The organism is Nostoc punctiforme PCC 73102 (genome assembly GCF_000020025.1).
GTDB lineage: Bacteria > Cyanobacteriota > Cyanobacteriia > Cyanobacteriales > Nostocaceae > Nostoc > Nostoc punctiforme.
In genome coordinates this window covers 75431-96331 of the sequence record NC_010632.1, presented here as the reverse complement: position 1 = coordinate 96331, position 20901 = coordinate 75431, and the positions used below count along the sequence as shown (strand labels likewise).

Genomic DNA, 20901 nt, shown 5'->3' with positions numbered 1-20901 from the left:
TTTTTATCAAGTAGAAATAACAGAATTTAGTATAGGTTATAGACCCGCTAAAATATCCAATTTTGTTTGCCAATCCTCATCATGACGTAATGTCAGCACAGTATAGCCAGTATTATACCTAAGATTATCGCGCTCAATTTTATCTTGCTTGCGCTGATCGGGGCTATCATGAACAGAACCGTCACAAAAAACAGCGATCGCCTCCTCCTCATAAACAAAATCTGGCTTACAGTTTGCTTCTGGAATAAATTGCTGTGCGGCATCGGGTAATTTGTAGCCCCGTTGATAAATCTCTTGCAAAACCACACGCTCAAAATCAGAGTTAGGATCTGTCTGTTCCAGCAATTTTTGATATTGCTGATCGCGAGAAAGCCCTTTGACTTGAGTAATAACGCTACTCTCCAGTAAGAGGTCAAGCCAAGGTTTGATTAAATGACGATTTATCAGTGCATGATCAAATTGATTGCGGTAAGAAAGCAAACATTCATAGCAAGCTTGAATACAACTGTCTTTAGGTTGTGTAAAATGACAAATGTCGAAAGCTGCATCAGCAATTTTTCTAAATGCCTCTGGTTTTTCTAATAGCTGAGAGAGTACACCTGCACCACCTTCAGCAGCTTCCCAGAACAGTAAATACTTGCCTTCGCCTAGTCGTTCGGAGTCGAGTTCATCAGCTTCTAATTTGTAAACGGCTTGAATTGCAGTTTCCAAAGTGTATTGCAGGGTGGCAATAAAAGCTTCTCTATCCTCAACAGGAACATTTAATGGCTCAACAATCAAGATATTGCAAGTATCATCGACCATTAAATTCACTTCGGTATGCAAGCTATCGGGTGTCTGTTGAGCCTGTGGATTTTTATGGTCGCCCCATACACCCGTTGTTGGATTGAGCTTAAATCCTCGTTCTTCTCTATTCTTCTTCAGTCCCCGATTAATTCGCCAAATGGTAGCTGTAGCTCCATAGGTTAACTTGAACAATGGCGTACCGTCAGCAGCTTGAACAATAGCTGATTCCCGCTTTTGGCTAGCGTAGCGGAAATGAGTGGTGATGTTGTAGCCGTACTTGAGCCGTTCCTCTTCATCGCAGGTAATGCGTTCTCGACGACGAGCGATCGCAGTTTCCATTGGCAGTACACGAGTCAATTTGGCTACATTGCCATGAGCATCAGGTTTAATTTCTGCACCGCAGTTTTCACAAGTGTCACGAAAATCGCCGTCGTGGTAATACCCGCAGTTAGCGCAGACACTCACCCGTTTATACTCGCCTTCAATGCCCCCAACGGGAACTTTTGTTTTGGCCACCATGAATTTACTACCTTCGTAGTAAAGGATATTATTGGGAGCAAATTCCCGTAATGCCATTGAGCGAGGGCGAGAGATGAATTCACCACCTTCACCAGCCGGAATAAATGCTCGGACTGGCAGACGGGGGAAGTTGAACCCTGGTAAAAACCCTTCGGCAGCAAAGTAACGATAGGGATAAAATTCAAACTGGGAATTACTCTTACCTTGGCTGTGTCCTACGAGTAAATCAATTTGTCGTTGTGCTTCTCGTGCCTGAGCTTCGGCATTGTTACGTTCTTCCTGGGCAATATCACCTCTAGCAAAACGGTCAATAGTGCGACGGGCAGATTCTAACTGTTTAACTGACTCTATATATAAATCTCGCCAACGCTTACAGGCACGGTCAAAAGCATTCAGAGCATTTTCGATGGTATTCTGTAACCAATTTACAGAATACCAAGAAGCTTTTTGTAGATCCTCTTGGCAGAAAAAGTCTGAGAAGATAGATTGGGCAGCTTGCAGACATTGGGTTAATTTGGCTTGGCTCAGGGTAAGTTGTTGGCGAATGCTGTCTTTGAGGGGATAGTTTTCTAATTCTAAATCCAAGATTTTATTCATGGAATCTTCCAAGTAAACCCCAGTATGTGCCAGCCAAATCGAGTAAACATGAGATTTAATTAAATCCTGGTTGGCCAATTCTAATTTTGGTGGAGCAACTACCCCAGCAACCATTTGATTTTGTCGTTTGAAAAAGTATTGATCGTGACCGCTACCAATGGAAGCATAAGTAATGACTAAAGCTTGCTGTCCGCTTCTACCAGCACGACCGCTACGTTGGGCGTAATTAGCGGGGCTGGGAGGAACGTTTCGGAGATGGACAACGCTAAGGTCGGAAATGTCGATGCCTAATTCCATTGTTGGAGAACAAAACAATGCAGCTAATTGTCCTTGACGGAATTTTTCTTCCCGTTCTTGACGGTCTTTGTTGCTTACCTGTCCGGTATGTTCTCGCCCTTCCATTGTTTGGATTTGCAAGGCGTTGGTTTGGTAAAAACCTTGGAAAAATTGGTTAACCGAAATATTGGGTTTATCGTTACCCTGCAAGCGGCGGGATGTTAAGGGATCGGTAGGGATTTCCTTGAGATTGGTTGCTTTCCATAATAGTGAGTCTATGCGTAGCTGTACCTCAGATTTTTCTTGCACTAGGTAGCCAGCATCACACAAAGCATCAATTAAAGTAGTGATTAAGCTGTTGAACTCTACATCTGTTAAAAGTTGGCTGCGGAGCGACCATGTATTTGGCGATCGCAAAAATCGTCCAATCTTACTTCTAGTAGTAAGTTTAACTTTCGCTTTTTCATTACCACCAGTGCTAATAGTTGCCCAAGTTGCTAAGTATAAATATTCGTTCTCATCGAATACCCAAGGTTCTTTAAGAGCTTGAATGACTTCGCTTTTGAGTGAATCTTTCTGATCTGGCTGTAAAAGTTTGGCATCAATTGCCAATTCTCGTCGCAAATGGTTGAGGAATGCTTGGGTAATGATGAAACGTTGTTGCGGAGTAGCTTGTAGTAAAAGAGGATGGCGGTGTTTTTGCCAAAGGTTGTTGTCAGCACAGGCTTCTTGAAGTCCGTCATATTCAATTATCAACAGTCCACACTGTTCGAGGTTGGGTTGAACAATGCGCCACCCCCGACGCAAGTCTTCGTAAAGACGATATTCAATCAGTTTACGAAAGGCTTCTTCATTGCGACGCTTCCCGACACCAAATTCTGCTGCTTGTTTGGCATAGTCGTTTTGAGTAATTCCCATGTATTGGACGACTACACTAGCTAATTCGCTATGGGTGAGTTTCCCTTTGGCTTGAATTGCTCCTAAAAGTGCAGCCCGTAAGAAACTGGTTTGGACAAAATCATTGAAATGCCCCGCTTGTAAAGACGCATCTTGACGGTTATCGGTAAAACTGAGGATTTTGGCAGCTTTGGCTTTTTCCCCTGTAAATACTTGCTTGAGGCGGCTAGTGGTAGAAAGACAAAGTAGAGTGGTAGCGGTACTGCGTCCTTCACTACTGAGGCGAGAGAGTTTAGCAAATTCGTTTCGCTTTTTGTCATGAAGTACACCGCAGTTGAGACAGGTTAAAAATGGTTTGGGAATAAACCAACAAGTGGTTTCTTGCAACAGGGAGGATGTAACTTTACCATTAGGTAGAATTTGGAGTTTGCGAGGAATAAACCGTACAAAGTCTTTTTTGGCAACCCGTCCTTTCTTTTTGGTTTCACTAAACCAAGAGTCAGGAAGTCTATCTTCATCGCTTGTATCCCACAGTTCTGGTTCATCGAGGGTAAGATAACCTTCGGTAATATCTGCATCATCAGGACTAATATCTAATGCAGTGGGCAATTGGGGCAGGATAATATGCTTATCGGCATCGTAGCGCACGACATAGTAATCCTGTCCGCATTCCCGGCAAAAAACGAGGGGATAAAGTAGGCGGTTGTCGGTGGTTGTATATTGACCTTCAAGGGTTAAATGGCGTTTGTCTCGATTTTCAATAGTGGCGTAAACGCTTCCCCCTTGAGAAATGAACTGATGTAGGCGAAAGGCAAGTCCATTAGTTTTGCTTCCCCAAAGGAACATCTGTTTGAGGACTGTTAAACAAGTTTCCTCTACAAGCTGGGTTTGTTCGGCAAGTTTAGTTGCACCTGTTTCTAAGCTGATGGGTTGACGGCGAACGAGATGCCCTTCTCTTTCTTCTAAACCGAAGTTCATCTCGATCCAGTGGCTCAAGGAGTGGTTTCGGAATTCTGTTAGTGTTTGTTCTAACTCGGTTGGTAAACCTGCCAAGATTCCTTGGCACAGTTGTTCAATAGTGGGTTCAACACGTTGGATAGAACGTTCTAGGGTTTCATCAATGACATTACTGGGTTTAATTTCCACGCCAAATAACTTACTAGCGACATCTGCCACAACCTGACGGCGTTGTTCGCGGGAACCGACCGTTGACATAGTGGCACTTGTACCAATGCAGAGTAATTCGTCATTACTTTTGCTACGCTGACGGAGTTTGCGGATCAATATAGCAACATCTGCGCCTTGTCGTCCCCGATAGGTGTGTAATTCATCCAGTACCAGGAATTTTAAATTGGGAGACTCTACCAGTTTATTTTCGTGAGTGCGTGAGAGCATTAACTCTAACATCACATAGTTGGTGAGTAAAATATGGGGTGGATTGTTTTGAATTTCGGTTTTCCTGGTTAAACTTTCTTGCCCAGTGTATTTTTCAACACGAATATGAGTATTCGGAACTTGGCGTAAAAATTTGTCGAGTTCTTCTTTTTGTGAGTTAATCAAGGCATTCATGGGATAAACCAATATTGCCCTGACTCCTAAAATTTCGGGATGACGCAATAAATCATCAAAGATCGGCACGACGTAAGTCATGCTTTTACCGGAACCTGTTCCTGTGGTAACAACGTAAGGTTGTTGGCGTTGTGCAGTTTCAAATGCTTGCTTTTGGTGGTAGTGAAAAGTAAAAGGTGTACCGTCTTTTCTACAAAAGTATTTCTCAGAGTCTGGATGAAGAATTTGCTGTTGTACTAATTCTTTGGCTGTTGCACCTTTTTTATAACTGGGATTGAGTTGTACTAAGGGATCAGTCCAAAGTTGTCCCTTGTCTAATTCTGCATCTACAAATTCTTTGACTTTGCGATCGCGGATTTTGAGAAAGCTTTCTATATAACGGCGGTAGTCGTCTATTACCTCGTTGCGGAAGTTAAAAATATCGAGATCGTTAGTATTTGCTAATTCTTCATTCGTACTTGGAGGTTCGGCTTGAGTATTTCCTAATCGCTGATTAATCCATTCTTGCAGTTGGTGATAGAAAATAGGATTAACAGTAGATATGTTGAGAAGTTCTTCAAATTCTTGGAAATCCCAATCTTCAGGAATGCTAGAAAATAACAGAGCTAATTGTTCAGAAGTGACAGTTACCACACCTGTACAATCTAACAATGCTAGTTTTTGGCTAAGAAACGTGCTGGCTGCTACAATTGCACTTTCATTTTGCTGTAATAAGTCCTGAAGTTTAATTGGGAGTTTCATTATTTTTAGAGTTTTAAATATTTGAACGTTCTATAGGTCGCTTGAGTGCCTCATCTGCACGCATTTGTCTAAATTGCTTGCGTACAGACTCTAGTTCTTCTTGGTTTGTAATAGCATTAAAATCTTCAAGTAGTTCTTCAGCTTTAACTATATAAGCAGGATAGAAAGCAATTTTTTCTTGAATGTTGTAAAGTCTTTGAATACTTACAAGTGCAGTTGATATTAGCCCTAACCAAGCTGAGGCTGAAACTCCAAGTGGAGCAGCCCAAGGGTTTTTAGCATCTTTAAAAGCTGGGCTAGTACCAGTTACGGCAATTAGAACTTTTAATATAAGTGATAAAGCTATGATGAGATTATTTGTGTACTGATTGCGGATGAATCTAGCTTGATAAGCATCTCTAGAATTTTTTATTTGTTCTTTGAGTTCTTTATTTTTCTCTATAAGATCGTTGTTGTTAAACATAGAAAAAAGTTGAAATTTAATCAAGTGAGCAAATAAACATAATATTTTAGCTTATCCAAACATTCTGTCCCATGCCTCTAAAACTAATCTTTGTGTACGATATTCCCCAAACTGCTTAATTTCGTTATTCTTCAAGACACGGAATGTTTCGCTAGGAAAGTCTTCACCATATACATCCGCAGGGTCAAGAATATACCGCAGTTCATCACGGGTAAGTCCGTAGAGTTTGGCGTAATATGCGTCCAATTCTGCTTTTAATAATGCACGTCTATTGCTGTTCCAAATAAAGGGTTCGCCGTTGTATCCCATGTCTTTGGCGAAGGGTTGCATATCCCAGGCGGTGTAGACTAATTCGATTATACGAGTGTTAATAAACTCAATATTTGCTTGAGTATATGCTTCTGGAGGAATAACAGGTAGTTGTTTAAGAATAAAATAACTAAAGTCAGTCCCACCCATTTTTTGTCTAGTTACATAATCAAATATTAAGGAATTGAAGTTAGCTAATAAACAAGTAATTAATGGAATAAAAATTTTATTAACTAATGTAAGTGGTGCTTTATGCCCTACAGCGACTTTAGGTAAAACACTAAAAATAGCAGTTCGTTCATTATTTGAACGCCCAATACTTCTAAATGCTAACAGCCAATCTTGTTCCCATTTACTATCTAACCGATTTTCTATCTCAGATTTGTTGATCCAGTAACGAGGCTTAACAAAAAAATGAGGATTTTGTTTAGCTTCTACTGATGGCTTTGGTAATATACCAACATTTAAATCAGCTTGAGTTGCTCCTTCATAACTTGAGTAACGATGATCGAATTGATAAAACATCTTCGCTTCATAGAGTGTAAGTAATCCATTTTCTTCTTTGTTTTTAAATAAATGACTATCATTTGATATATCAAACATACGTATAAATGAAATATTCCAAGGTGTAATACCTGTAACTTCATTTTCTAAAATAGGTATCCTGTGATAAATTTTCTTAGTTAGTTCAGCATCTGCGTTAGTACGAAAAATCGGACAGTTAAATGTATTAGGATTTATTTTGTTAAAGTCCGATTTGCTTAAAGTTACTTGTCTATCAGCTTGAGTTGCTTGTGAAATATTCCAACCAAACCACGAGAAGTTCATTTTGCTAAATTTACATTCTGCTCCACCAAGAAAAATCATACAAAAGGATACTCTGTGATCAATTCCTGAGAATAAAAATCTTTCATTTTCAAAACCTATTATTCCTTGAAGGCTTAATGATTCAACTAAATCTCGAAAAAATGCTGAAGTAGTTGAATCAGTAGCAATTCCTGTAGGAATAATTACACCAATCCTTCCATTGGCTGAAATCAACTTTCTTGTTGTCTCAGCAAACACAGCATAAGTATTTATATCTCCCACAGCAGTCAGTGGAAATCTACTTGATTCGCGGATAAATTTACTTTGTGCTTCTGCATCATGCCTAGTCTCTTCCCAAGCTTGTGCTAACTCAGGATTTTTATTTGGTAATTCTTTAATCAACTTTTCCCGTGCTGCTTTGTTTACAGCATTTGCTATTGCAGCACTACGAGAAGCAAAAAATTCCTTTTCTTGTAACTTAATACGTTCCCAAGGCGGATTACCTAATATACAATCAAAACCACCCACTTCAAATACTTCAGGGAATTCTAGACACCAGTGAAAAAAATGTTTTTCTTCAGCTAACTGATTTGCTGCATCTACTATTATTTGGTTTGGTAAACTGCTACGTAAAAGCTGAATTAACGTTTCTGTTGTCGGTAATAACTGTAAGTTTTGTTCTGTTAACGGAATAAAAAATGCCGCAGTCCACAAATTACAGGCTGAATAATCACGCCACCATTCTGAATCTCTACGAGTTTGTTGATATCGTTCTTGCTTTTCTCTTACTTGCTGCGGAGTTAATTCAGCAATATTACCTAACTCCCGCACACTTTCTGCATAGTGTGTTCGTTTAGGTTCTAAAGTTTCACTTATAGATAATTGTCCTTTATTTTCGCGTTCTTTCTTATTACGCTTTTTAAGCTGTGTAGCTAACTTCTTATCATCCCCAGTCACAGCTTTATACGCTTCATCGGGTATTCCTTCATCCAGACAGTTAATGTCCGAAACTCCAACAAGGGAATTACCGCATTTAATTCTGTGGTCTAAAAAGCTAAGTGGTAATTTACCTGGAAAGCCTTCAATCCATAATGCTACCTTACACAAATCTACTGCTAAGGGGTTTAAATCCACCCCATAAATACAATTTTGGATAACATCTCGCATCGCAAATTTTAAAGGTTCACTTCCTGGTTCTGCTTCCCCAGTGCGTACTTTAGCAAGTTCCTTACCAACACGACGCGCTGCTGCTAATAAAAAATGTCCAGAACCACAAGCAGGATCGCAAATTTTGAGGCTGAGTAAACCTTTTTCTAAATTATGCTTTAGTTCATCCGGGCTGGATGGTGTAGAAGCTTGGCTACGAACTTGAGCTAATTTATCTTCAATGACAGGTTCTAGCGCAGTTTTGATTAGCTGCTGTACTAGTTGTGGTGGGGTATAGTAAGAACCAGTAGTTTTGCGATCGCTACCAAACACTAACGCAAATTCGTATTTGCCCTGCTTCTGTACTACTTGGGGATGAAAATCAAGCAAACTTTCATAAACACTGCCCAACTCTTCCACGTCAAGATATTCATAATTCACCCGCCGCAGTTGTGCCTTGTCTAGGTACAGCGATAATTGGCGAATAGCAAGAAGTAAATCATAATTGTCAATTGCACAATTCTCTAACGCTGGTAGAGTTGTAGAACCGAATAAGTCACCATTTAAGGGAGATAACCCTAATACCTCTCCGCGCCAGTTTTCATCAAATAGTAAGAAAGTAACCCACAAACCCTGCCATAAATCTTGAAATCCTTCCCGCCGCCAATGGGGACGTTCGGATAACTCTCGCAGTCGCTCAATGCTGTAGTATTCACGGTAGATCCGAACTTGTTCTAAATCATCTGTAACGAATAGCAAATTACGGGACTCTGCCACCATCAAAAATAGTAAGCGATAAATCAACCGTAACAATTGACGGTAGTAATCAATATCTTTCAAACTGCCATCTGCAAACTTTTGTCGAAGATGCTCATTTGCGGGATGTTGTAGAAAACCATTCCCTAGCCCAATTAATGCTTTTTCTACCCCATCCCGAAGTTTATCGCGTACCCGTCCCCCTTGTTGCAGTGCTTCTTGGTGATAATATTCCAACAAACACTTGTTTGCATCATCCACACCTTCAGGCAAGCGGGAACGATGAAACAGGCGATAAAATAATCCAAACTCAGCAAAGTTCTCGCCGTTAAGAATCTGCTCTAAATCAAATTCAACGTAAGTAAGGCGAGTCATCAGCGAAGAATCGCGCAGTAACCGCCAACGAAAACCATTGGTAGCGATCGCCCACAAATGTTCTGTCTTGTTAAGATACTCCTGCACCAGTGCGTGTGCTGATAGCCGGGGATTACCACTAGGAGGACGTTTATCAACTTCTAGCCGACAACCAATAATGTGGATGGGTGGTTTATTTTCCCCCGGTTCTGCACGGTGGGAAATTGCATAAGTTTTATCCTCCACTACCTCGGCAGTTGCAGTATATACGGGGTCATAACCTAGACTCTGTAATAATGGCACTGCCCATAATTCACGAGTAATACTTGTAGCCGAGTTATTTTCATCTAGCCTTGCCAATGCCCGTTGGAATGCTGCCCAATATGCTTTAGCATCGCCCCAAGCAGTAGCAATTTCATCTGCTAATTTGTCAGTTTTGTTAAACCCAAAGTCTTCAGGTGATTGCCCTTTGATACTGCCTTCTAACATTTGGGCAGTCATATCTGGAGCTAGTAGATTTCCTTCGATTTGAAGTGCAGTTAATGTAGTTTTCATATCTAGATAATTAAAAATAAAAAATTACTTGCGTCCGGGTTGGAGAATAAAAACACCGAGAACATCCATCGGCAATTGCGGAGTAACGCGGATTCGACCTTCTTTGGTGATGTCCCTCACCCGCTTATGGCTTTGTAATAATTCTTCTGCTCTTTGGCCTGCAAACTTTTCTAAATCTGGCTGTAGTTCTTCTAGTCTGGGAAGTAATTCAGCAATTTCTCCCTGCTTGATAGCTTTACCAGCATCGCTGACTGGCTTTGCTTCTTGTAATACTCTAGTTGCTTCTAACTGCGGCAACCAATTAGGGCTAGAAGGTGAACCAGTAAACCCGATAACTGCACATTCTTCTGCTAGTAATGTAGTATTTTTTGTCTCTGTAGTACGCCTAGAACTGTCTAGCAAATGCCGTAACCGTACTAACAGCAAAGTCGTGCGCTTTTGAACAGCATTAGTCGTAGTGAACCCACATCTTGCTGCGATTGGTTCAACCGCCAGAGAAAGTGCATCTTCTAAAATGTATTGCGCTAAACCTTCTACTAAAGGGTGATTTCGCCCTACATATTCCACACCTTCTGGTGCTGGGGTAGTAAATGTAAGTAAACGAGACTTATCGCCTAACGTTGACTTGAGGAAATCTGGTGGCTGCGGTAATAACCATCCCTGCTTTTTCTTGATCAAATAACAAGAAATGCGATCGCAAGCAGAGATGACAAATCGCTCTACATCCTGTTCATTCCCTAAAATCTGGTCAGAGTCGATGAGTTCTTGTTCTACTTGCTCTGGCTTAATGGCACGTTGAGCAAAACGGGTACGATTAGTTTTTTCGCGTTCTACTGCGTTGTCCCAATTCTTATGTACTTTATCAACCGCAGATTCTTCCTGAAAATCAAACAGTGATAACTGGATAACTTCTGTAGTCCTTTCAAACAGTGATTTAAATACTGCTTCTGCTACAGTAGTGCTTTCCATTGGTACGGGAACTGTAATCCCTAAAGACTTGTGAATCTGCACAGCTTTGCGAATCAGAACATCGAGAACTGCACCATCAACAGGATTATCTCGACCATAAAGCAAGCAGGCTTTTACCTTAGTTGCTGTTTGTCCGTAGCGGTCGATACGTCCTTCGCGTTGTTCTAACCGATTAGGATTCCAGGGTAAATCATAGTGAATTACTGCACTGAAGTGCGTTTGCAGGTTTACCCCTTCACTTAAACAATCTGTAGCAACTAGCACTCGTTGGGGATAAGATTTTAACTCTTCTAGGCGAATTTCACGCTCATCCTCTGAAAGTTCTCCAGTAATGGCAATTACCCGAATTTGGCTACCTTTCTTCTGTAACTTTTGCCTGAGAGCATCAGCTACATAATTTGCAGTAGCAATATAGCGACACCAGACAATAGGGTTCATCTCGTCTTTGAGCAAAGATTCTACTGTAGCGATGCACGATTGCAGTTTTTGGTCTTTGCCACCTTGTAACTTCTCTGCTGATTGCACAAAAGCTTTTAACTTACGTTTATCTGCGTCTTTATAACTTTGCTGCCCCTGCTCTATTACTACAGTTGGCGATGCGTCAACGGCTTGTTCCTGTTCTGTAGGATCGTGGACATAAGAACTCATCAAGTCTTCATCCAAATCAGTCAATGAGCCACCTGATTTACTAACTTGGCGATTTAATGTAGCGATCGCAGCCGCAGGTGAAGACATGACACAACGAATCAAAGCCAAAGCCGACCAGTATCTTCCCCGACGTTGAGCATGACTCATATCAGCCGTAGTCGTTTTCACTAGACCACGGGCAAAATCATAGACTTCATCAAATAGTTCTTTGTACTCTTTTGATAACTTATATGATTCCTCGCTTGACTCTCGTTCAGGAAAAGGAGTTTCATTCCCTAGCCAAAGCTTGACATCTGCTCGTCTGCGCTGAACGAAATGATTGGCTAAGTGGTCACGTTGTTTGTCAGTTAAGCTATTGAGATTGAAATGCTCAAACTCCGGCTTCAGCAAACCTAAAAGTGAGAGAAAAGATTCTTCAATCCCACTGTGAGGAGTAGCTGTAAGTAACAGTAAATGTTGTTCTTGTTTTTGAGCAATTTCTGTAATCAGCTGGTGTCGCTGCTGCTGGGATGTAGTAGTTTTATTTGGACGAGCGCAAGTATGTGCTTCATCCACAATTACTAAGTCAGGACAGTGAGTTATAAAGCTGGCGCGACGACGTTCTGCTTTGGCATAGTCTAAGCTCACAATCAGGTGGCGATAATAACTAAAAACACTGTCATTATTTGGTATATTCCGCTCTAACTTAGAAGCAGTGCCAGAACGCACAACCACGGCATCAATATGAAACTTTTCACGTAATTCCTGCTGCCATTGATCGCATAAGTGTGGTGGACACAGTACTGCAATTCGCTTAACTTCACCTCGGTCTAGCAATTCACGAGCTATTAATCCAGCTTCGATGGTCTTACCAATACCCACGTCATCAGCTACAAGCAGTTTTACCGTCTCTAGCTTCAGTGCCATCAACAAAGGAACTAACTGGTAAGGACGGGGACGCAGTGACAATCGTCCTAAACAGCGAAAAGGCCCCGCCCCGCTACGGAGTAGAAGACGTGCAGCATCCATGAGCAAAAGTGCGGCTGCATGGTCTTGTACGCTAGTAGCTTGAGGTAGAGGAAATGTAGCTGATTCAATCTTCTCTAGCTCTTCTTCTAAAAGCTTTTGGTAGATACCAGCAATTTCATCTTCATTGCCTGAAAGCGGTCGTAGACGAATAACATCTTGATTTTCTGAAGGTAGTATCACCCATTGCCGACTGCGACAGGTGACTATGGAACCGGGTGAATGGTTCACAGTTTGCGCCATTGTTAGCCTATATTAGTATTGAAAATTTGGCAGCAGATTAATTAGTAAAAATAGTAGTAATTACTGAATTAATACTTATGAGCAAGCAAGTAGTATGCTCACAAGTCTTTTCTGTTTTAAAGTAAGCTTAAGTACAATGTAAGTAGTAAGATTACGGAAGTCACTCACTTTTTATAAAATTTCTGCTTTTGACCAAGAGCAAGTGATAATTTCTGCGATCGCAGCCAGGCTCAAACCTCTAAAGCTGATTGAAAGCCCCTGAGATTAACTATTGGACCAGCAATTCTCATTATGAGAATGGTTATCAATATGTTAAGAGCGAAACTAACCGATGAAGCCTGGGAGACGTTGAGAATTCTGCTGAATGATAAATTTGAACTAGGAGTGGCTACTTCAAACAGATTTTTAGACACAATGAACTACCAAGTAATACATGGCAATTCAAGCTAATTCCATGTATTACACGGAGTTGTAAGTATTCTCAAAAAGTAAGATGAATTTTCAGCTTGTGTTGGGATGAAATTCTAATTCCAGTCCGTGGATCATAAAGTTAAGCAGACTTTCCCAACTATCAAAATAAAGATAACGAGTTAAGGCGCGTAAATCATCAAAGAAGGTCTTGCGTGTTGGTAAATGCTGGCGGATAAATTGGTATTTCTCATCTATAATGTCAAGTAGAGTATGAAACAGAAATGCAAGGATATTAAAGGTTGCTAATAGGGAGGATAAATGCGTTTTCCCATGTCCGAAATTATGTTCTAAGTTGTAACCTTTGGTTTTAAGAGTGTTATTATTTTCGTTTTCTATTTTCCATCTGCTGCGACCATCTGACACAATCGCCTCAACATTAATATCTGTGATTCGATGATTTGTCGCAAAGGTATTTTTGTAGATTATAGTCCCATCAGAGCGAGTAATGGCCAATTCACACCAGTTTACTAATAAAGCATCCTCGCTATTCCGTAAAGGAATTTGGTTGACATAACGGTAGGTATAAATCTCATAGACTTTGCCCTTCCAATGTTTGACACTAAATGTATCAAGGGGCATTCCTTCTAACCATTCATAAAGTGTTTTATGGGATTTAGACCGACACACTAGAATGAAATTTAGTTTTTCTTGTAGTAATAATTCACATAAAGGTTGATGGCAATAAAGATCATCTCCTAAAATGGTAATACCAAGAGATGCGTACTGTTTGGCATATTTCTGAATCCAACGTTTTGCTGCCGCATTCTCACAATCCTGCTTTTGATATCCGTCTTGAGGGACAACAAACTCTGGTATTAACGGGATTACTTGAGAATTACTAGGACAAACAATTACTGGTGTCACCACAGTATGAAAATACTGAGTTGTTCCGTTTTTAAAAGTTCTGCTCGAACAGTGTTCACAGTGAATTTCATTGGAGCAAAAATATTCTGTTCCATCTAGAGCTATCAGCAAATTATTTTTAAAAGAACGAAATTTTGATAAGTGTTTACCATTCTCTAATGCTTTGAAAATCTTGGTAAACACCGGAAACACAACGGTTGGTTCTATCTCATCAAGTAAATCTCGGATATGGTTATCGCTTGGAATTTGGTGTACCCCAAACAAGCTTTGAGCATTATTATGTCCCTTACTATGTGCCATTGACCTTTGATGGGCAAGAAAAGAAGGACTCTGAGTAAAAAATATGGAGAATGCGCTTAATGCTGCATCACTCATTTGATAGCGTTTGTTTTTGCCTGTTCGCTTATCAGGTAAATCTTTCAGGATTGACTGAAAGTATTGTACTATTTCGTCAAAAATTCCTGGCTGATTCAAAAAAGCTCCTGCGTTCGCGAGTATTGAGATACAAAAACCATACCTTTAACTGAAAATTTTGCATAGATGCTAATGATAGTTATAATCATTCTCATGATGAGAATTGCTGCTATTGGACTGACATCAGCCGTATTGGTGTAAAATCTTGTACCAAAATTCGCTATCTCAGTAAGCCGTTAGAAAAGCCTCTGCTGAGGGAAAAATTAAAACAAGACTTTGTGAAAACATTAGCTCTAATTCGTCAGCCGAACGTTACAAGTTGCGCGGTTACGTAACAGGAGTAACAACGCATTCGTGAGTTAATTAATAGTAATTTTGTACTATTTTATTGATAAATCAATGCTTACTGTTAAAATCTTCTGAAAAAGTTAGGGTACGTTAAATTAACAATTTCTGATAAATGAAATTGCGGTTGGGCAATTCTATTAAGGGTTATATGGAAGACTTATCTATTATTGAATTATTTTATACTTATTTAGATTTAGAAGTTAACAATGAAAATCAGATATTTCGTATAGGATTAGTATCCCCTAATTTAACAAAGGATTTTTTGGAAGAATCTTTAAACCAAGCTTACGAAGAAATTAGAAAGCTGAAGAATAATAAAGTAGCAGTATGCGGTCATAACTTCCGCCGCTTTGATTACCCTTATTTGATTGAGCAAGAGCCGGAACTCTCTTCTTGGTACATAATCGATACTTTAGAACTGTCAATACTAGCTTTTCCTTTACAGGAGTCACACAAACTAAATAAAGACTATAAACAAAGTGAGTATTCAAGTAATAATCCTGTAGAAGATGCTCAGGCAACTCGATTACTGCTCCGTCAACAATTAGAAGCAATAGCTAAAAAGCCTAATGAAGTACAACAGGTATATACTTGGCTACTTACTTGTGGTAGCGAAGATGCAGATTGTGCATATCAACAGTTTTTCAGTGAGATTCTTAACTGGAAAATTGAACAACCTGCTATAGAAATGTTGCCAGAGACAATGCTGAAAGGGATGAATAAATCCTATTTGCAGCAAATATGGTCTAGTCCACAAACTTATGATTTCGATACAAGATTATGCGTAGCGGGATTACTAGCTTGGAACTATGACTGCAATGCCAATGAATCAAAGCAGGCTTTCTCTAACTGGCTCAAACATTTAAATGAATTTCAAACAGTACTTGAGAGTTTACGCCCTTTAAATACAGATGAATTTGCGGTTAACTCCTATTTAGAATATTTCGGTATCCCTAATTTTCGCTCTTTACAAGAAGAAGCTGTACAAGCAATTATTAATAATGAGCGTCCGCTTGTTCTCATGCCTACTGGCGGTGGTAAATCTTTATGCTATCAATTACCAGCTTTCATGTTCCACGAAAGGCACAAAGCGCTGACTGTTGTAATTTCACCGCTACAAGCATTAATGGCGGATCAGGTAGCAGATTTAGAGCAAGCTGGGTTTTTCTTTTCCACTTTTATTAATGGTAATCTTTCGGCAGCAGAACGCCGCCAACGGCTCGAAGAACTGCGTTTTGGTTCCAAAGGTTTGTTGTATATCAGTCCTGAGCAACTGCGGTCAATGAGTATTCGGGCATTGCTAGAACAGCGTCCTCCCGTCCTTTGGGTAATTGATGAGGCTCACTGTGTCAGCCAATGGGGTCACGATTTTCGACCAGATTATCGCTACATACCGAAATTTGTTCGGGAATTATATCAAGAACGGCAGCTTGCAATGCCTTTGTTAGCTTTGATGACAGCAACAGCAACAGTTAAAGTTGTTGAAGATATTAAAAAGCTATTTGCTCAATATAAGTTAAATATTAATCGTACAATTGATGGGGCAACAACCAGAGAAAATCTGACTTTTCAGGTCATTCCAGTAGCAGGCAATAAAGAGCAAGTCTTACTGGAGCAAGTTAAAGAAGCTGTTAAGCTAGGGGGTAGCACGCTAGTTTATACTACTACACGCAAGAATGCCGAAAAACTGGCAGAACTTCTCAACCAAATTCATATTAAAGCTAAATACTATCATGGGAAACTTGCCAAAGAAAAGAAACAGGAAGTTTTGCAAGAATTCAAATCAGGTAAATTGAACGTAGTTACTGCAACTTGTGCATTTGGTATGGGCATTAACCGCAAGGATGTACGAGCAGTTATTCATCATTCTATGAGTGCCAATTTAGAAGGTTATGTTCAAGAAGCTGGACGGGCAGGGCGTGATGGAGAGCCAGCAGTTTGTACTTTACTCTTTGACCCAAAAGATGCTGATACAGTTTTTCGTTTGCAAAGCTTGAACCAATTGAGCGAACAAGATTTGAAAAATGTCTTGATCTCAACCAGACATATTCGCGATCGCACTTTTGGGAGTGCCAGAGATGATTGGTTTTGGGTTACAACTAATGAAATCTTTCAAGAGGGCGACTTTGATGAAGAGTTTGGGGAAGATTCAGAACAGCAAAACACTAAAATAAAAGTAGGTTTGCATTACTTAGAAAACTTCGGTTTATTAGAAAGAGCCGAGAACTTTTCCAGCTTTATCCAATTTGAATTGAGCCATAATACTTTTGCAGAGTCTATGGAGCAGTTTGAGAAATATAACCAGATTAAGAGTTTATCTCGGTTTGAGGCGGATAACTTTGAGCGGCTGATTCAGGCAATGCACGTTGCTAAAGCTTATTGTAGTAGCAATGATGAACCGTTTCCCCTAGATCGTCTCAGCGATGAAGCTGGCATTAGTTTACATGACCTGACTGCTAGAATTCGAGAATTGCAAAGGGCTGAAATATGTTCTTTTGAAATACCAATCACACTTGTAATTACTAAGGGTGTAAAAGGAGATGCCCGCAATAACCATCAACGCATTCGCCAGTTAGAAGACCAATTGCTCAAAGAACTTAGTAAGTTGTTTGGTGATGAAAATGAAATACAGATAAATCTGCGTGGGCTTGCTTCACGACTTGACCCAGATAACAGTAAAAAAATTAAAGCATCCAGTATTCTAGATATTTTAGAAGGATGGGCTACTCAAAAATGGGTCAAGTTAAAGCGTATTGCTCGTGACGTGGTTCGATTACAAGATATAAAAGTTGCAGAATACTTACCTGGGCATAAAACTTTAACGACAACTGTATTAGAAGTTTTATACCAAGCTTTAGAAGATAAAACTGGGGCAAGGTTGCCTCTCAAGTACGAATTAGGAAAACTCTCAAAAGAAGTTACTCAAAAAACTCAACTTGATTGGGATAATGAAGAGTTAGAAGTTATTCTTTTGTGGCTCCACCAGAGAAAAATCATTCGATTAAGTGATGGGCTTAATCTTTTTCAACAGTCGCTGAAAGTCCGTGTAATAAAAAACGCAAGTGTTTCCAGAGTAAAACGCCGTTACCCTGAAGTTGAAGCTCACTATGATGAACAAACTCGTCGCACTCATTACATGGTGAAGTATGGTCAGTTAAAGTCAGATGAACAGCGTCAGCAATTTGTTCGTGATTACTTTGGCACAAATCAATAAGAATTCGTTTCAAAGTACCAATTTTTGGCACAAGAGATTACCAGACCGATTCTTCCAGAAGACTATAACCGTATTCTAGAACCGCTTAACCCTGCTCAAAAACAAATTGTTTTAGCTTCAGACCCAACAATGGCAGTGATAGCAGGCCCTGGTTCTGGTAAAACAAGAACTATTGTTCACCGGATTGCTTATCTTGTAAAGGTTAAGCGAGTTGAGCCGAAGCGTATTCTTGTTTTAGCTTACAACCGTAATGCAGTTAGAGAATTACGGTTGCGGTTGCGTAATTTGATTGGCGAACAAGCATCACGAATTCGGGTCTTTACTTTCCACGGTTTAGCCTTATCACTTTTGGGACGGACGGTAGGTGAATACAGAGGAACTCAGACAATAAATTTTGATCGGCTTTTGGTTGAAGCTTGCGAATTAATTGAAAAAGGCGAAGAATTTGAAGATGTAGATGAAGATACTCAGGCACGGCGAATTCAATTATTAGGAAAATTAGAATATATCTTTGTTGATGAATACCAAGATGTCACTGAGAAAGAATATCGTTTAATTAAGTCAATTTCTGGCTTAAATCAATCTGAGGATAAAACACAGTCAGTACAAATTAATCTCTGTGTTATTGGAGATGATGATCAAAATGTTTTTACGTTTAAAGGTGCTGATACTAGATATATCCTTCAATTCCAAGAAGAATATAAAGCAAAACGATTATTACTTAACGAAAATTACCGCTCTACAGAAAATATTATTGAAACTGCTAATTGTCTTATACAAAATAACTTAATACGCTGTAAACAGGCTCCAGAAGAGCAAGTTCGTATTAACTCCGAACGCCAAGAATTAAGAGGAGAGGCAGTCTCCGCTTTGAAGTTCAATAATTTATCACAACAAGCAGGATGGATTAAAGACAAAATTCAATCTTGGGTCAACGTAGGGATTGCTCCTCATGAAATCGCTATTTTAGCTAGTCGTTGGGATGATTTGAGTCCTATCCGCTTGCTTTTAGAAAAAGAAAGTATATCTACTTATGCACTGAAAAATAATACTATCCCACTACTAAAAAACCGTTGTACTCGTCTACTAATTAATGCTTTACAGAAAGACTATAGTCTAGTTTTAAATCCTGAAGAATTAGTTTAGAAAAGATTTGAGGCGTTTTTTGAACGTACTGCTCGTATCTTAACAGAACCTACTGTTAAAATCTTAATAAATATTGCTAGAGATTTAGATAAAGAACGAGGCTATGGATCTGAAGATATTGTACTACCTATTAGTGTTGATGAAATATTGACTGCTATATTTGAGTTTAATGAAAATGGTGAATCCTTCTTAGAAGATAACTCAGTTTTAGTGACTAGCTGTCATGGTTCAAAAGGTCTGGAGTTCCGTAAAGTCATACTTTTAGGTGATGGATTTAAAACTAATTGTAATGAGATCGAATCAGAACGACGACTCTTTTATGTTGCTATGACTCGCGCCAAAGAAGAATTAATTGTTTGTTCTACTCAGCAGAATTTATTTGTACAGCAAGCTTGTTTAACTTCAGAGGTTATTGGTTATAGTGAAACTCAACTTCCTCAGTTAATGCGTTACTTTGATTTAGCTCCAGCTAATGTTTATTTGGGATATGAAAGTACTAAAAATAGACAAAATATTATTAAAAACTTATGTGAGGGTGATGTTCTTGAGTTAAGAGCAAATAACCATAATAATGCTTGGAGGATTTTCACACCCAATAATGATGAAATTGGTTGTCTATCAAAGAGAGGAACACAGCTTCTTAAGCATAAAGGTATTTTCCCTGGACAGTTTCAGTTCCAGCTTGGTGAAGTAACAGTCCGATATCTATATCATCATACTAAGAGAGATGATATAACAGGAGAAATTTCGGACAATTGGTTTGTTCTGATTCCACAAATTCGAGTATGTAGAAATGCCGAAAATTAAATTTATGGTGATCGCTGCTACCATCCGCGCCCATTACTTTCCAGATTCGGTTGGACGATATCGGATTTAATGAACCCAACTACCTTGTTCCTTTCCGCACCCTTCCATTTCAATTATTAGAGACGATATGGGAATTCCCATATCGTTCCCAATTGCTTGTAAAGTATGGCGAAAATAGGGCAACGCAAAAATAAGTAATCCAGGTTTTAAGGGCGGGCACTTTATTCTTTAATTCCGGCCATCTTTTCCTTCAAGTGACAGCATTTTCAACCATAAGCTGTCTGTTATGCAGCGACCCAGCACCGTTTTAAGGATGCTGCTTCAAGCAGACTCCAATAGCGCGATCATCTTCTCTGCGACACCTTTGGCAGAAGCAGGATTTTGTCCGGTGACGAGATTTTTATCGGCGATGCTGAATGCCTGCCAGGGTACCGTCTTGTGGAAGAGTGCGCCTTGTTTGGTAAGCGCCGTTTCTAACTCGAAAGGCACATCAGCTTTTGCGTAGTTTTCTTCCTCCTCGTTCGTAAATGAACTGATATTCTTCCCGGCGAGCAGGAGAGTGTCGTTGCTCAACTTGACGTTCAGTAACGAGGCTGGACCGTGACAAACGGCACCAACAACAGCGCCTCGCTCGTATGTCTCTTTCACAACCTTTTTGAGAAGTGGATGTTCAGGCATATCGACCATTGGTGCCAAACCGCCAGGCATAAAGATGGCATCGTACTGGCTGACCTCCACATCTGAGAGCTTCTTCGCTTTCTGCATTGAGGCCCACCCTTTTCCTACTAAGAAGGCTAGGTTGTCAGGGTCGTCAGCAAGATTGAGCGCATCCAGAAACGGCGTATCTCCGGTGAGACTTGCGAAATCAATTTGGTATTTTGCTCTGTCGAATTCAGCATAGGGATGTGCAACCTCTGGCAGAAAATTTCCCGTCCTTCGGTTGTTCGGACCAATAACGCACGCGTTCGATACGATAATAAGAATCTTCTTTGACATA

General features: G+C 39.9%; 9 protein-coding genes. 3 read left to right on the top strand and 6 right to left on the bottom strand.

Annotated features, from left to right (window positions below; all coding sequences use genetic code 11):
* Positions 1 to 36: 36 nt before the first annotated feature.
* The 5 genes from NPUN_RS35685 to NPUN_RS35665 all read right to left on the bottom strand — a co-directional run bounded on the left by NPUN_RS35685 (position 37) and on the right by NPUN_RS35665 (position 14422).
* Positions 37 to 5385: a DEAD/DEAH box helicase gene (locus NPUN_RS35685; RefSeq protein ID WP_012413241.1), complete on the bottom strand. Its 5349-nt coding sequence runs from the start codon at positions 5383 to 5385 to the stop codon at positions 37 to 39.
* 13 nt (positions 5386 to 5398) lie between these two features.
* Positions 5399 to 5848, bottom strand: coding sequence for a hypothetical protein (locus tag NPUN_RS35680; RefSeq protein ID WP_012413240.1), 450 nt, complete (start codon positions 5846 to 5848; stop codon positions 5399 to 5401).
* Positions 5849 to 5899: 51 nt separating this feature from the next.
* Positions 5900 to 9775 carry an Eco57I restriction-modification methylase domain-containing protein gene (locus NPUN_RS35675; RefSeq protein WP_012413239.1) on the bottom strand — a complete coding sequence of 1292 codons (3876 nt, stop codon included), beginning with the start codon at positions 9773 to 9775 and terminating at the stop codon, positions 5900 to 5902.
* Between the two features lie 24 nt (positions 9776 to 9799).
* Positions 9800 to 12640: a helicase-related protein gene (locus NPUN_RS35670; RefSeq protein ID WP_012413238.1), complete on the bottom strand. Its 2841-nt coding sequence runs from the start codon at positions 12638 to 12640 to the stop codon at positions 9800 to 9802.
* A gap of 501 nt (positions 12641 to 13141) precedes the next feature.
* On the bottom strand, positions 13142 to 14422 hold the full coding sequence (locus NPUN_RS35665; RefSeq protein WP_083782459.1) for an ISNCY family transposase: 1281 nt from the start codon (positions 14420 to 14422) through the stop codon (positions 13142 to 13144).
* A 463-nt stretch (positions 14423 to 14885) separates the two neighbouring features.
* Between NPUN_RS35665 and NPUN_RS43920 the strand changes: the two genes are divergently transcribed.
* Genes NPUN_RS43920 through NPUN_RS43910 form a run of 3 tightly spaced genes read left to right on the top strand, consistent with a single transcriptional unit; the run spans position 14886 to position 19904 of the window.
* Positions 14886 to 17951, top strand: coding sequence for a RecQ family ATP-dependent DNA helicase (locus tag NPUN_RS43920; protein WP_234711204.1), 3066 nt, complete (start codon positions 14886 to 14888; stop codon positions 17949 to 17951).
* A gap of 24 nt (positions 17952 to 17975) precedes the next feature.
* The gene (locus tag NPUN_RS43915) at positions 17976 to 19097 is read left to right on the top strand and encodes a UvrD-helicase domain-containing protein (protein WP_234711203.1); all 1122 of its coding nucleotides are present in this window, start codon (positions 17976 to 17978) and stop codon (positions 19095 to 19097) included.
* 36 nt (positions 19098 to 19133) lie between these two features.
* Positions 19134 to 19904 carry a 3'-5' exonuclease gene (locus NPUN_RS43910; protein ID WP_336884964.1) on the top strand — a complete coding sequence of 257 codons (771 nt, stop codon included), beginning with the start codon at positions 19134 to 19136 and terminating at the stop codon, positions 19902 to 19904.
* A gap of 321 nt (positions 19905 to 20225) precedes the next feature.
* Here NPUN_RS43910 and NPUN_RS35655 read toward each other — a convergent pair whose 3' ends face one another.
* Positions 20226 to 20900 carry a type 1 glutamine amidotransferase domain-containing protein gene (locus NPUN_RS35655; protein ID WP_012413237.1) on the bottom strand — a complete coding sequence of 225 codons (675 nt, stop codon included), beginning with the start codon at positions 20898 to 20900 and terminating at the stop codon, positions 20226 to 20228.
* Position 20901 lies beyond the last annotated feature (1 nt).